The following is a 15,317-nucleotide window of genomic DNA, read 5'->3' as shown; positions in this document are numbered from 1 at the left end:
TCCCTGTTCCCTGTTCCCTGTTCCCTGACCACACAAGTAAATTCACAGAATCAAACCGGATTCCTATAGATTCTCCAGGAATGACAAATATGGATTCCATTGATAAGCTATTAGCTGAATTCAAAACTGAACATACAGAACCCAAAAACACGCCGCCACAGGCTAATTTAAACCCTGTGAAATTGGTTTTATCTACTAATAAATCAGATGTATTAATAGATAAATTATTATCAGACGTACAAGCTGATTTTTCGGCAGCTAAAACCGAATATACACAATCTAACTCTAGAAATAGCTTACCGCAAATTCAATTAAATTCACCTCCTCCTAAGTCAGATGGATTTATAGATAACTTATTATCAGACGTACAAGCTGATTTTCTGGAAAAAGACGCAGCCGAAGCACTGCGAAAACAAGAAGAATTAATACAGGAGAAAATTCGTCAAGAAAAACTTAAAGCCAAACAAAGAGAAGCTTTAGAAAAACCCGCCCAAGAATGGTTAGCTAAATTAGATCCTTTATCATCAGAAGGATTATGGTTTGAAAGATTTGCTCAAGGTTATCCTACTAAATTAGCAGCAGCAATTGATTATTTACAAACTAATTCCTGAGTAAGTAAGCCCAATAAAACCGACTTAATTACTCTAGTTCTGATAGCTGTTCTGGTGTAGCCATACGCAATGCAGGATATGGAAATAAATTTTTAAATCCAGCCAAGCGTTCTCCTAATGATTCTGGTGCAATATTCCAAAGACTTTCATAATAGAAAAAAGCTACTCCCAGATCACGTTGTTGCACAGCGCGGACTTGAGATTGAATCTGTTGAATTGAGACTGGCTTAGTTCTTAAACCTGCCATAATTCCGATTCCAGTAGGAATTATTTGTTTAACTTCTTCGATTTCTGGACGGGAAAGCTTGGAGGTAAAACTATCTAAATTCTCCCGATAAACTTGCATGACTAACTCATCTACTATGTTTAATCTTGCCCAATTCAACCAATCTTGCAGTTGAAATTTGTAAGCATAATCATAGTAATTGGGAGAGATAGAGAAAATCATTTTCGGTTTTATCTGTTTAACTGTATTGTTCAGTCTCACCATAAATTCTGTAATCTTATTTGCTCGCCAATTTACCCATTCTGGATCTTTATAATCTTTTGGTGGACTTTTCTGAGTTTCTTTAGTATACAAGGCAACTGTATATTTATCATAGCCAAATTCATGGGGTAAACTGGTATGATCATCAAATTGAATACCATCAATATCATATTTATTAGTAAGTTCTACCAGCAAATCAATAATAAACTGTTGTACTTCTGGGTGAAATGGGTTTAACCATGAAACTTCACCAGCAGCAGTAACAGATGTTGTACCACCATCTTGTTTTTGTGTTAACCATCCTGGTTTATTTAATGCCAATTCGGAACTATTAGGAGTCATAAATCCAAATTCAAACCAAGGGATTACCAGTAATTTTTGACGGTGAGATCTATCAATTAAATCCGCGAGAATATCATGTCCATCTAATCCTTTAAATACAAAGGGTTGAATTTCTAAATCCTTGGCTACTTTGCTAGGATACATTACATATCCAGCATTCCAAACCACAGGATAGACAGTATTAAAATTGAGTTCTCGTAGCTGGGTTACAGCTTCTTGAACCTTAGTCCGATCTTTGAGAATATTTAAATCATTATTTGTGACCCACACACCACGAATTTCTTGACGTGGTACTTGGGCGTTAACAGGTGTCAAAGTGTTTACCCAAAAAACTGTGATTAGGGAAATTAAAAGCCAAGACCGAAATAACGGTTTAAGTAATTTCTGGTGGAAATGGAGGACAAGATTGTGGTAATTGACTTTCATTTTAAGTTGAGAATATGCTAACAAAATTAACTATATTAAAATTCCTTGATTCACAAGTAGATGTAATTCGTGAATTACCCTGACATTTATTATTTATAGACAATTATATAGCATTTTGTAAATAAATGACTGAAGAATCTTAATTTTTGTTCTAATTGACTAATCACTCCACAAAAGAACATCAACATTATACAGCAAGTTCAGCTTGAGTGAGGTACACCTTATGCGGGCAAGATGCCCGCACCACAAGAGTTTTATTATTAATAATTAGTAAAAATAGTTAGTAAAAATTATCACATTTGATGATTACTGGTTGCCAGTTATCTGCCCGCTTTTGGTTACACTAGTAGTGGTAATTTTGAGGTTTTGTGTTATAACCCTGTTGTGCAAATGAACTCAAACGAAAGACCACTCTATGGAACCAGATAAGCTGGCGCGAATAAAAGAGTACGGTGAATTTATCCTCCGCAAAATTGACTCCGTACCCCAACATCCTTCCCAAGAGGAAGATTGGGTTCCCACTAGCCTTGATGATTGTCTGCTGCGGCTGCGAGAGGCCGCTGTGAAAACGGTAGAACTAGCAACCTCACCGGTGAAAATCGGCGTAATGGGGGAATTTAGTAGTGGTAAAAGTTTGCTGCTAGGGAGTCTCATTGGTTATGCAGACGCTTTACCTGTGAGTGAAAATCCCACCACTGGTAATGTCACCGCTATTCATATTCAAGCCCAGGATGGTTTTGCAACTACTCAAGTAAATAATTATACTGTAGAATATTTATCCCATGACGGGGTAAATGAGTGCTTACACTTCATGCTGAAAGAAGCAAACCGTCGCGCCATATCCGCTGGTGTTACACCTTTGCAGGTAGATAAAATTAAGACTGGTAAAGATATAAATATTTGGTGTGAGGAAGTTTGGAAAAGTTGCAATAATTTAGAGTTGCGTTATTTGCTGCGGGAGTTAGTGCTATTTTTGCGGGCTTATCAGGCTTATGGTGAGGCTTTATGCGGTCGCTTTTACCAAATTGATCGTATTACAGCCTGTGAAGGTTTACAACTGGCAGAAATGCCTATGGCGATTCAATCTCTTAAATTTGAGGATTTACCACCAGCGCATATTCGCTTATCTAGTGCGCCGCAAAAATTAACTATTCAATTATTACGGAATAGTTTTTTCTTAATTCGTCGTGTTGATATTCAAGTGAAAATATCACGAGAAATTTGGGATCTCACAGGTGCGGAGGAATTTGTGCTGTTAGATTTTCCCGGTTTGGGTGCGGCTAATTCTGGAACTAGGGATACATTTTTATCATTACGAGAATTGGCGCAAGTACAGACAATTTTAGTCTTACTTAATGGTAAATCACCGGGGAGCGATCGCGCCCATAAAATCTTTACCATGATGCAGCAACAACGCCCTGGACAAGACCTCAAAGATTTAATTCTAGTAGGTGTAGGACGTTTTGATCAATTACCTTTAGAAGGTGAGGGAGGAGAAAGGGAACTGGATTTATTAATTGCTAATCAATCTGATGATCAACCATTACAAATAAGTACAGTTTTCCAAAAATTGAAGGTTCTAAAAACTATTATTGACGGTGCGGAAGCATTTACTTCTCAAAAAGACCGAATTGTTTTATTATCACCATTATTAGGGTTAGCTGAATTAGCCAAACGTTCTAGTCAAGTTAAAGCTGGTTCTGCGGAATTTCTAGCGAATTTAGATTATCCAGATTATCTGGAAAAATCGAGGAAATTACAAAAAAAATGGGGGGATTTAAGCGCAGTTTTACTAGCAGGAGATGGTCGTAATCAGTTAGGAAGACAATTAGGTTATTTCGCTCAAGATGGTGGTATTAGTAAATTAAGAGAATTGATTCAAAGTCATGTTGCTAATCACGGCTTAAAGCAATTATATGAAGATAGCCGTCGGGCTGCTGATACGATTCGTCAGCAACAAGAATATCTTCAAGAAATTATTGCCGAAATTCACGAACAAGGCATACCTATATCTGATACTCCGGCTTTGATAGAATTAAGATCAGCCATAGAAAGTTTAGATAAAACCTACAGAAACTTTCAAAAAGATTTAGGGAAAGAACAACTGAAAGATAGAAGGGGAATTGTAGTTAGTGATGTCGTTAAAGATGAACTAACTTTTAGAATTTTGAATTGGAATCAGTGGACATTATTATTTAATAAAATCCAAAATGGTACAATTACCCTAGCGGAATTTAAAGGTGCAGCCGGGAAATTATTTGATCGAGGAAATCGGGTGAATACCTCTCTACCAACTAAGAGTGATGACTTTTATCCAGCCTTTGAGAAAACAATTAAAGAATTGGAAAACTTTGCCAGCGATCGCCTTCGTCAAGCTGTGATAGACTTATTAAACTCATTAGCCCATAAAATCACCTTAGAACGGGAAAAACTGCAAGCCATTCTTCAGCCAGAAATGGAACAAGAAATTGAAGAAAAATTTGGATCTGAAGAAGCTGATTTATTTTATAAACTGTTATTAGGATGTGATCCTCGTCAATGGAAAGAAGCCATTATCACTGAAATCAATAACCATGATCAAACTATCAACCCAGGGAGTATTTTTCCCCTAGCGAGACAAGATGAAAAACACAGTGTAGGACAAATATTTGATTGGTCTCCTGAGAAAAATCAAACATCACTGAAAAGTGCTAATCATCAACTTTTTGTTTTGCGACTAAGGGATGAAATTACCGCTAGTGCTAGTCTCCACTTAGTACAGTATGTCAGTGAAAGTAATCAGCACGTAAATATAGAAATCAATGGAATTTTAGATCAAATAATTCCCAGTTTGCAAAACCTTTCTAAACAAGAAGCACTACTAAGATATATTGCAGCTAGAGATTCACAAGGGGAACTAGCTATTCCCACCTGGTTAGACATTTTAGCCGATATTGCTACAATTAATGAGGCTGAATTATTTATTTATAGCAATTTCCCATAAGATCCCTGACTTCTTTTTCAAATTGTGTACATAAATGATAAATTGATCTTAGGATTCGGGGATCTGACCTCATTAATTCTGCTTTATTTAATTTATCAGCATTCAGTGATCAACCATCAACTTAAATAAGGAACATTAAAAATGCCTGTGGAAATTCAGATTCCACCTAGTTTTAAATTAGGTGTTAGAGAAAACTCACAGTTGCATCTACCTTCGATTCAAATTGTCGCTGTTAATAGCAACATTCCGTACATTTCTCGAATTACCTGTATAGTGAGGGGGACACCAAATCAATTAGCAGCAAAAATTCAAAGAACCTATAGACAATTTCACTCAGCTACACCCAAACAAATCATTAATATCTGTCAATTAGGACAGGATATATGTCAATTAGATTCACCTTTAATAACATTAGTTGACTGTACCTTAAAGGTAATTGTTGAATACTTCGACTCTGACAGTGCAGGAAACCCAAACTTGTCTATATCTAAACATATATCCGCCGAATATGATCTTTGGTTTATACCCATACAAAAATCACCAAATTCATTTACAAGAAATCATCAAGCCATGAACAATTCGCAGTTTGACACCTATCTAAATAATTTAAGTCAACAACTGAGTGAAAAACTCAACGAAAAACAAAAGAAAAGATTTCCGGGTTGGTTAGCTTTAGATTTTGGTACTTCTAACTCCACAGTTACACTTTTTGATCCCATTGAAGTCCCCATTGCGGAAATTTTACCCAAAGAACAAGAACTGAGATTAAGACAACGCATGGCTGAATGGTTAAATTCTCCTCCAGATTTAGCCTTAGTAGATGTTAGTGCTAGTGAGTGGGAAAAGTTCCTAGTTGATATTAGCAAAAACTTACAAATACAACCACATCAATTAAGTGAGATTTTTGAAAGTGATCACAAAGAATTATTTTTAGAAGCCATTCGACAAATTGAATTATGTTTAGGAACAAGCGATAGATTTCGTCGGGCTGTTAGTAAAAAACTTTATGCTATATATCATGAAGTTTTTCGTGTTCCTACATTAGAATCACAAAATTTAATTCCCGTAATCTTAGATATTGACCGCCGCAATACAGAAATTCCCAGTGAAATGGAAGTATCGCAATTAATCCCATTAAAACTACAGATGGGTAGAGACGCAAGAGATAACAGAAAAAAAGCAATAGCCCAGGGAACAACTGTTTCAGTCAAAGAAATTATTAGCAGATTTCATCATTCACCCAAACGCTATTTTGGACAAGATCGATCTTTCCCAATTATCCTAGAAAACGAAGAAGAGAATATTCAAGTTAATCGCCTAATTCAAGCAGCTTGGGCGCAATTAATTGAGTTAACAGAAGATTATCGTCAACGGGCTAGACGCAGGTTTTCTGAAGGCGATTTTTTAACAGCAGTTGTCACTTATCCCACCGTAGCCCCGCCAATAGTTCGCAAAGAAATTAAGCAACTGGTACAAGAATTAGGTATTGATGATGTACAAACAGCTTATGATGAAGCAGTTTCTGTCGCTATCTTTTTCCTCTGGCGAGAATTTGGTGGTAATCTGAATATTGGCATTGAATCCTTCAAAACTCGTTGTCGTCAAAATGGGAATAAATGGTCACAAAATGTTCTGGTTTTAGATATTGGTGGTGGTACAACAGACTTAGCTTTAATTGAACTTACCCTAGAAGATAAAACTCCATTTTTTGCAGACAATGAAGATAGAGGTTTAGGAGGACGTTACTATAAATTAACTCCTAAATTATTAGGTTCTTCGGGACATTTACAACTAGGTGGTGAATTAATTACATTGCGAATTTTTCGCCTATTAAAAGTTGCGATTTCTGATTTTCTTCTCACCGCAGTCACTACAGGTGACATTGAAAGTGATAAATTAGAAGACTTAATTAACTCCGAATTAAACGAACGTTTTTTAGAAAACGGAAAATTTCAAAGCGGTAGTTTATTAAAATGTATAGATAAAGAAAATCCCGAAGGTGACGTTGCTTTTAAAGATGCCCTAGATACAGCCGAAAAAGTCTTACCAACTCGTTGGCAACAAGCACCCCAACGACTGCAAACCTTTTATACATTGTGGGATCATGCCGAAGCTGCAAAACTCAAATTAGGACAAAAACAACCCAAAGATGGTTCTTTATTAACCTTCACTTTAAATGAACAACAAATAGGCGAACTTCTGTCCCAAAGTTCAGTTAAATTTCAAGTTAGAAGCCCTGAATCTATTTCCTTAACTTTAGATAATCAACAATTTGACCGGGCTATCATCTCATCTATTAAAGAAGCAATTGGTATTGCTAAAGGTTTAATAGAAAGTCGTTTCAATTCAGAACCTAATCAAAAAGTAGATTGGTTAATTCTATCTGGAAAAACTTGTAATCTTGATTTAGTTCAACAACAAATTTACGAAGAATTTAGCAAATCACTATATTTTGTTTGGAACCCAGAACGGATTACTTTTGTTTTAGAATTTACAAAGCTTGCCACTTCCGCAGGTGCTTGTTATGCCGAAAAATTGCGTCGTTTTCGATTTGATCCTGAAGAATCTAAAAATCTGTTACGCAAGGGCGCGAATCAATTAGAAATTGATGTTAAAAACCTGTTTTATTATCTTCCCTGTAACTTCAAACGCAAAACCCAAAGTAACGAACCATTGGCAATTTTTAGCGCTGGACAAGAACTATATCAACTTGCACCTTTAGACACCGTTGCGAAAGTGCGGACACCTTGGCAAGGTATACAATTAACTAATATTATCCATCGTCAAGATTATGAAAAGGGAACTTTTCGCCTGTGGGGGAGTTTTGACGGTAAAATATTAATGGATAAATTAGGCATGGAAGAACAGGAATTTCTGAAAAAAATCAAAATCCAATTTGAGATTGATCAAGCTTTACAATTTAGTGTTTTACTATGTCGAGGTAATCCCCATTACTTAATAGATGTACCTGGTATTAACATTAATTCAGTTATATCTCCTACGGAAAATACTTTATTTAATGATGGTAATTTAAAATGGAATATAGCCATAGAAAACCCCCAGCATAACTTAAATGATGGTGATATTGCTGTTAATGTTTTAGAAGCAGCCACCGTTGATCAACCTCATGCTTATCATTTAGTATTTGCAGTTGATAATAATAGTAAATCAATGGAAACATTTCATTATTTACAAGATGGTGTCAAACAACCAGGAACAGGATTAATCAGTAAACCTTTACCACCATTTCCCCAAAGTGGTGAACATACTTTTTATATTTATCAAATTGATAGTCATACAAATACCAAAAAATGGCTGCGAATTGGTACACTGAATAAACCCGATATGATCACAGATTATCCTTGTCAATATCATGTAACTCTTGATCATTCAGGAATATTAAGAATACACGCTGGTGCAGTTCCTTATTGGACATCTAATCATCAACAATGTCTCGAACAAGAAGGATGTGTTTATCGGACAGAATTGGAATTACAACCCAACGAAGTTGATAAAGAACGCGATCCATTTTGCGGTATTCATTAGCTTTAATTCCGTAGTTGGGTTGACGCAAGGAAACCCAACATTATTAATCATTTAATTAATCATTTAGTTGTTTTTTGCTGGGCTACGCTGTGGCTTAAAAAAAGCTACATTTTCTATTTTCATCCTCATCAAATTATGCAGAATTTCCATAAACTACTCAATACAGAAAACTCAGAATTAGCTAAAATATTGCGGTTTAATTTATATAGATTAGTCGCAATTTTAACCCAAGCAAATCAAGAACATCCCATTGATCCGGGAATAGGAATAAGTGAAGAACTTCTACAAGAACTTGATGAATTATTAAAACATACTCAACTTATTGAAGAAGTTGAGTATCTAGGGGAATTAAAAAAATCTCAATTAATAAACGACTTAAAATTATTGAAATTAAAAGCAGCTTTTAATAAAGATCCAGAATTAAATTTTTATTTAGGTACTTCTCCAATTCAGAGTCAAAATGATGGGGAAATATGGAACGAAATTCAGAAAAAATTGCTGCGAGTTCCCGAAGATATAGCGACATATTGGAGAGAAATTGCCTCGAAAACAGCACAAGAAATAGGTGCAATTGTAGATAATGAAAATCTTGAAAAATTACCATTTATCCGCGATGAAATTATTTATCCGGGGTTGACTGGTACAGTTAAAGCCAAAGGACTATGTTTATCTCAACAGGCTTTACTAAATTCAGAAATTACCCAAAATCATCTTTCTGAAAACTTATATTCAATTGCAGGATTTTTACTTTTATATATTAAATTTATAGAAATAGATACAGACTTACACCATGCTTTAAAAAGTGTTTTTAGCTTTGATGTAGTTTCTTTAAATTCCAAATTAGAACAACATCATCAATATATTGACGCTTTCAAAGATCGCTTTTACCGCATCCAAAAATATAGTGAAAATATTGATCTAATATTAGAATTATGTGCCTGGATTGACATAGATGAAGCCATTAATTCTCTAGTATTTATCCCTCCTGCTGAAAGTTATTCCTGGTGGGGAAAATTACAAAAAGAATCCCGTCGTATCCTGAGAAAAGCCGCTGATAAAGCGATAAAAGCGGGTAATGAAGTGAGAATCAAACAATTATCAGGACTGTATGCTGATGTTTGTGAGTTTTCTAAAGATGACTTGCAATTAGATTGTGGTGGTACTCCTGGAGAGGTATTAACTTGTTTGCGAGTGTATGCCAAAATCAATCAGCAAGAGTATCCAGGAAGAGTGATATTTCGGACTTTACGCTAGGATGACTAAACAATTAAACAAAATTTACTTTCATTTACTAATGTATAATCCAGATATTGACCTCCTCTCTGCGCCTCTGCGCCTCTGCGTGAGCCATATTCACTCTAAAATCCAAAAAAATAAATAAACTTTAAGCGATCGCTCCCAAATTCCCACATCACGCTATCATCAAAGACAGTGGAAATCAACTCTCAGCATCTACCATGACGAATCCGACACCAGAACAAAATTCACCCAACACACCACTTACTGATACAAATCTGGTAGAAGACCGCAGTAAGCTGAGTAAAATGTATCAGCATTACATAGAGATGAAGGATAAATATCCTCATGCGTTGCTGCTGTACAGAGTCGGTGATTTTTTTGAAACCTTTTTTCAGGACGCTGTAACCATCTCCAGAGAATTAGAACTAGTTTTAACCAGTAAACACGGTGGTGATGTTGGTCGCGTTGCCATGACGGGTGTACCACATCACGCTTGGGAACGCTACACAACCCAACTGGTAGAAAAAGGTTACGCTGTGGTGATTTGTGACCAGGTAGAAGACTCCGCTGATGCTATTGGTTTGGTCAAGCGAGAAGTAACGCGCATTCTCACACCTGGGACATTGTTGGAAGAGGGAATGCTCAAAGCAAGTCGTAATAACTACATAGCTGCTGTAGTAATTGCTGTCAATCATTGGGGTTTAGCCTATGCAGATATATCAACTGGGGAATTTCTCACATCTCAAGGCAGTAATTTAGAACACCTAACCCAAGACTTAATGCGGTTACAACCCGCTGAGGTACTATTTCCCACTAATGCTCCGGATTTAGGTAGTTTACTGCGTCCAGGAGAAACTTCCCCCTCCCTTCCTCAGTGTTTACCACCATCATTTTGTTACAGTTTACGTTCTCAAGTTCCCTTTTCCCAAGCAGAAGCTAGGAGTAAATTATTACAGAAATTCCAAATGCGATCGCTCGAAGGTTTGGGTTGTGAACATCTTCCCCTCGCTGTTCGCGCTGCTGGTGGTCTTCTAGACTACATTGAAGATACACAAAAAGCTAATCCTGTATCTCTGCAATTATTACGCACCTATACACTCACGGATTATTTGATCGTAGACCATCAAACACGCCGTAACCTGGAAATTACTCAAACTGTCCGCGATGGCACATTTCATGGTTCTCTATTATGGGCTTTAGACAGAACTAGCACCGCCATGGGTAGCCGGGCTTTAAGGAGATGGTTGTTACAACCGCTACTGGAAATTAAAGGGATTAAATCACGCCAAGATACTATTCAAGAATTAGTAGAAAATACCCCTTTACGTCAAGATATCCGACAATTATTAAAGCAAATTTACGATTTAGAACGTTTAACAGTTAGAGCCGCTTCTGGTAGAGCAAATGCACGGGATTTAGTCGCTTTAGCTGATTCTTTCTCACGATTACCTGAATTATCTCGCTTAGTTACCAATGCAAAATCCCCTTTCTTGAAGGCCTTGCAAAAAGTTCCCCCGGTGCTGGAAGAACTAGCAGAAAAAATACACGCCCATATCGTAGAATCACCACCTATACATCTCAAAGAAGGTGGTTTAATTCGGGCAGGTATTAATACGCTGTTGGACGAAAGAAAGGCTACAGTGGAAAGTGATCAACAATGGATTGCAAATTTAGAAGTTGACGAAAGAGTTAGAACAGGAATACCCACATTAAAGGTAGGATTTAATAAAACTTTTGGCTATTATATCAGTATTTCCCGCAGTAAATCTGACCAAGTTCCCGATAATTACATCCGCAAACAAACGCTGACAAATGAGGAACGTTACATTACTCCCGATTTGAAAGAACGAGAAGCACGCATTCTCACAGCGCGAGATGATTTGAATCAACTGGAATATCAGATTTTTAACGCATTACGAGATGAAGTGGGTAATCAAGCCGAAATTATTCGCAACGTTTCCCGCGCAGTGGCCGCCGCTGATGTATTATCTGGTTTGGCACAATTGGCTGCACATCAGGGTTATTCTCGCCCGGAAATGCTGACAGGTAGAGAGATTGAGGTGATTGATGGTCGTCACCCGGTGGTGGAACAGTCTTTACCGTCTGGGTTTTTTGTCCCTAATTCGACTAAACTTGGTCAGTTGTCAGTGGTCAGTGGTCAGTTGTCATTAGAAGCAATTATAGAGAACAATCCTGATTTAGTTATTCTTACAGGTCCTAATGCTAGTGGGAAAAGTTGTTATTTGCGTCAAGTTGGGTTAATTCAATTAATGGCGCAGGTGGGGAGTTTTGTCCCGGCTCGTTCTGCTAGATTGGGAATATGCGATCGCATTTTTACTCGCGTTGGTGCGGTGGATGATTTGGCTACGGGTCAATCTACTTTTATGGTGGAAATGAATGAAACCGCTAATATCCTCAATCATGCAACTTTGAAATCTTTGGTTTTGTTAGATGAAATTGGTCGCGGCACAGCAACTTTTGACGGGTTATCAATCGCTTGGGCTGTGGCTGAATATTTGGCTGTTGATATTAAATCGCGGACGATTTTTGCTACTCATTATCATGAGTTGAATGAATTGGCTACTATTATTTCTAATGTCGCCAATTATCAAGTTACGGTTAAGGAGTTACCAGACCAAATCATCTTTTTACATCAAGTTCAACCCGGTGGCGCTGATAAGTCCTATGGTATTGAAGCCGGAAGATTAGCCGGTTTACCCCCGGTAGTGATTCAACGCGCAAAACAGGTAATGACACAAATCGAAAAACACAGTAAAATAGCGATGGGGTTGCAAAATTTAGAGTAAGTAGGTTGGCATTAAAAATTGTCGTTATGACAAGGGAACAGGGAACAGGGAACAGGTTTTGGGCAACTTTACTTTTCGTTACTTATGTCGGTTTTTTTCCATTCACTTACTTAGTTTTGTAGGTTGGGTTGAGGAACGTTCACGAAGTGTGGCGAAGCCATAACCCAACACTTACAGCATATTACCGAATCTAGGCATCTTCTGGTTCAAATTGTGCTACTGTTACAGCATTAAACGCAAAAGATAACACTAAAGGAATCGGACATTTAAACCAAAAAGTATAAATCACTGCTAAAATCGTGGTGGATATGGCAGCCCAAGCCCAGTACATTTCTTGATTAGTGAAGCCATTTTCCTCTTTAATTATTCTTAACACATTCATTGGTATTGGTTCTGGCATCACCCCTCCCGGAGGAAACGCCCAATAATTCCCACGTCTCTCCATAAATAAATCTGTCCAGCCATTTTCTAAACACCACGCTTCAATCCATTGAATAGAGTAACGATCCATCATAAAAATACCAATTTCACCTTGTGAATATGTGTCTTAGGTCAATTTCAATAACTCGAAAATTTGCATAAAACTAAATACCAACTCACCGCTGCGGTTAATTATTCTTTAAACCTGATTCTATGCAGCTTCATCTTGATTTGGTATTAGTCAGATAACTGTTAGCAATAACATTAAATTTAAGTCCATCATTCTACATATCTATTAAACATTATGTACATATTGGCAACTTCGCTCCTACAGCTATGACCATGATTAACAGACTAACACTTGTTCGACCTGTGATAATTGAAAAGATAATAAACTTTACTTATCATCAAACTTTATGAACAATTGTAAATACTCAAGTCCTGACAGCCTAATTATCCAATCTTCACCAATTTAGAGAATATAGTAATCGCTCAAAAATTTATGACAAAATATTAAGCCCTGGCCAAAATTCACCCAATTACCCATTACCAATTACCCCGGAGCAGATTAAACTAGAGCATAGTAACTTGGACTGATAAAATATGTTTTGGCAAAAGGGCTTAGGATTGATTTTGGTAATTATAATTTGGTGCTTTTCACAGCCCGCACTAGCAGACTGGACTCATCCTTTGTCTTTTAGTAATGCAGAATTGTCCAGACAAGACTTTTCTAGACAAAGTTTACAAGCAGCGGAATTTTCTAACGCTAACTTGGAAATGGCTAACTTTACAAGCGCTGACTTGCGAGGAGCAGTTTTAAGTGCTTCAGTAATGACAAAAGCAAATTTACATGGGGCAGATTTGACAAATGCCATGGTTGATGGGGTAAAATTAGTAGGTGCTGATTTAACTGATGCTGTTTTCAAGGAAACTCTTTTACTCCGTACTATATTTACGGATGTTAACATCACAGGTGCGGATTTTACAGACGCAATTCTAGATAAAGCGCAAATTAAAGAGCTATGTCAAAAGGCCAGCGGTGTAAATTCCCAAACTGGTCTAGAAACTCGTGATTCCTTAGGATGTCAATGAAACTTGGTATAATCGGTGGTGGACAACTGGCTTGGATGATGGGAGATGCAGCAAATAAGCTGGGAGTAGAATTAATAGTCCAAACTCCTGGTCAAAATGATCCGGCTGTATCTATTGCCCAATATAGCATTTTGGCCGCAGTTGATGATGCCGCCGCCACAGAAATTTTAGCTACAAAGTGTGATATTATTACCTTTGAAAATGAGTTTGTTAACCTCACCGCTTTATCACTTTTAGAAAAAAATGGTGTTTGCTTTCGTCCTCAGTTAGCAGCCTTAGCACCTCTATTAGATAAATATGAGCAACGTTGCTATTTACAAGATTTAGGTTTACCAGTTCCCCAGTTTTTTGCCTTGTCAAGGGAAAAAGAGGTAGAATCACAAATGGAAAATTTGGGTTTTCCTGTGGTTCTCAAAACCCGCAGACATGGATATGATGGTCAAGGAACTTTTGTCATTCCCGATTTTGCAACTTTATCAAAAATAATTAATCACAGCAAAGCTCAGTTTTTAGTTGAAGAATTTGTACCTTTTACAAAAGAACTGGCTATTATTGCAGCACGTTCTGTACATGGGGAAATTGTCATCTATCCAACGGTAGAGACTCTCCAAAAAGAACAGGTTTGTAGATGGGTAATTGCACCTGCTACAATTACTAAAGAACAAAGTTTAGAAATTGAAGCGATCGCCTATAAACTATTAAATAGCCTGCAATATGTAGGAGTTTTCGGTATAGAACTATTTCTCACCGCTGAGGGGAAAATCCTAGTCAATGAAATAGCACCACGCACGCATAACTCTGGACATTATTCCCTTGACGGTTGTGAAACTTCCCAATTTGAACAACACCTCAGAGCCGTGTGTGGTTTACAATTAACCAATACTACATTAAATTGCGCTAGTGCTGTGATGGTTAACTTACTAGGATATGAAACCAGCCAAAGCGACTACCAAAAACAACGTCAACAACTAGCAGAAATTCCCCAAGCCACTGTTCACTGGTACGGTAAAACAGAAGCTCGTCCAGGACGTAAACTAGGACATATCACCGTTTTATTAGAGCGAAACAATCGAAATGCAATAAACGACATTATACACAAAATAGAATCTATCTGGTGTCCCCCAGGAAAAATTTGCCAAAATTTTCCAGAATAAACACACAAACTATTTTTCAAGGCTATAATGAGTTAGTTCCACTACGACGATTGGTGACTGCCATCAAGTTTTTTGATCTATGTCTTTAACAACAAGGGAGCTAAATACTTCTCATGGCAGTATACCGGGCTTGTACCCGGAAACTTTAAATGAGAAACCTCGGTTCCCACCTGGTTTAACCAGGTCATAAACTTAGGTAAAACGGCGTTG

General features: G+C 37.2%; 9 protein-coding genes and 1 other RNA gene. 8 read left to right on the top strand and 2 right to left on the bottom strand.

From position 1 onward, the window contains the following. Positions 1–215: 215 nt before the first annotated feature. Positions 216–611 carry a salt stress protein, Slr1339 family gene (locus ACIR310F_RS0106750; RefSeq protein ID WP_035367735.1) on the top strand — a complete coding sequence of 132 codons (396 nt, stop codon included), beginning with the start codon at positions 216–218 and terminating at the stop codon, positions 609–611. 28 nt (positions 612–639) lie between these two features. On the opposite strand, the gene ACIR310F_RS0106745 is transcribed toward ACIR310F_RS0106750, so the two are convergent. Then, positions 640–1,866, bottom strand: coding sequence for a glycoside hydrolase family 10 protein (locus tag ACIR310F_RS0106745; RefSeq protein WP_028083155.1), 1,227 nt, complete (start codon positions 1,864–1,866; stop codon positions 640–642). A gap of 415 nt (positions 1,867–2,281) precedes the next feature. Here ACIR310F_RS0106745 and ACIR310F_RS0106740 point away from each other — a divergent pair, with 415 nt between their 5' ends. The 4 genes from ACIR310F_RS0106740 (at position 2,282) to mutS (ending at position 12,441) form a co-directional block, all read left to right on the top strand. Beyond that, on the top strand, positions 2,282–4,849 hold the full coding sequence (locus tag ACIR310F_RS0106740; RefSeq protein ID WP_028083154.1) for a dynamin family protein: 2,568 nt from the start codon (positions 2,282–2,284) through the stop codon (positions 4,847–4,849). Positions 4,850–4,990: 141 nt separating this feature from the next. Further along, positions 4,991–8,395, top strand: a complete 3,405-nt coding sequence (locus ACIR310F_RS0106735) for an acetate and sugar kinases/Hsc70/actin family protein (RefSeq protein WP_028083153.1) — start codon at positions 4,991–4,993, stop codon at positions 8,393–8,395. Between the two features lie 135 nt (positions 8,396–8,530). After that, entirely contained in the window at positions 8,531–9,649 is a 1,119-nt protein-coding gene (locus tag ACIR310F_RS0106730; RefSeq protein WP_028083152.1) for a hypothetical protein, read from the top strand. A 203-nt stretch (positions 9,650–9,852) separates the two neighbouring features. Then, positions 9,853–12,441, top strand: a complete 2,589-nt coding sequence (gene mutS, locus ACIR310F_RS0106725) for a DNA mismatch repair protein MutS (protein ID WP_028083151.1) — start codon at positions 9,853–9,855, stop codon at positions 12,439–12,441. A 190-nt stretch (positions 12,442–12,631) separates the two neighbouring features. Here the strand turns inward: mutS and ACIR310F_RS0106720 are convergent, their stop codons facing one another. Further along, positions 12,632–12,955 carry a slr1957 family protein gene (locus ACIR310F_RS0106720; RefSeq protein WP_028083150.1) on the bottom strand — a complete coding sequence of 108 codons (324 nt, stop codon included), beginning with the start codon at positions 12,953–12,955 and terminating at the stop codon, positions 12,632–12,634. A 509-nt stretch (positions 12,956–13,464) separates the two neighbouring features. Between ACIR310F_RS0106720 and ACIR310F_RS0106715 the strand changes: the two genes are divergently transcribed. From ACIR310F_RS0106715 to ssrS, 3 genes are all read left to right on the top strand, one after another. Continuing rightward, entirely contained in the window at positions 13,465–13,953 is a 489-nt protein-coding gene (locus ACIR310F_RS0106715; protein WP_028083149.1) for a pentapeptide repeat-containing protein, read from the top strand. Next, positions 13,944–15,107: a 5-(carboxyamino)imidazole ribonucleotide synthase gene (locus tag ACIR310F_RS0106710; RefSeq protein ID WP_028083148.1), complete on the top strand. Its 1,164-nt coding sequence runs from the start codon at positions 13,944–13,946 to the stop codon at positions 15,105–15,107. The genes ACIR310F_RS0106715 and ACIR310F_RS0106710 overlap by 10 nt, the downstream gene beginning before the upstream one ends. 43 nt (positions 15,108–15,150) lie before the next feature. After that, positions 15,151–15,317, top strand: a non-coding RNA gene (gene ssrS / locus ACIR310F_RS24120) — 6S RNA.

It is taken from the genome of Dolichospermum circinale AWQC310F (assembly GCF_000426925.1).
GTDB classification, from domain to species: Bacteria; Cyanobacteriota; Cyanobacteriia; order Cyanobacteriales; family Nostocaceae; genus Dolichospermum; species Dolichospermum circinale.
This window is presented reverse-complemented; position numbering and strand designations above follow the sequence as displayed.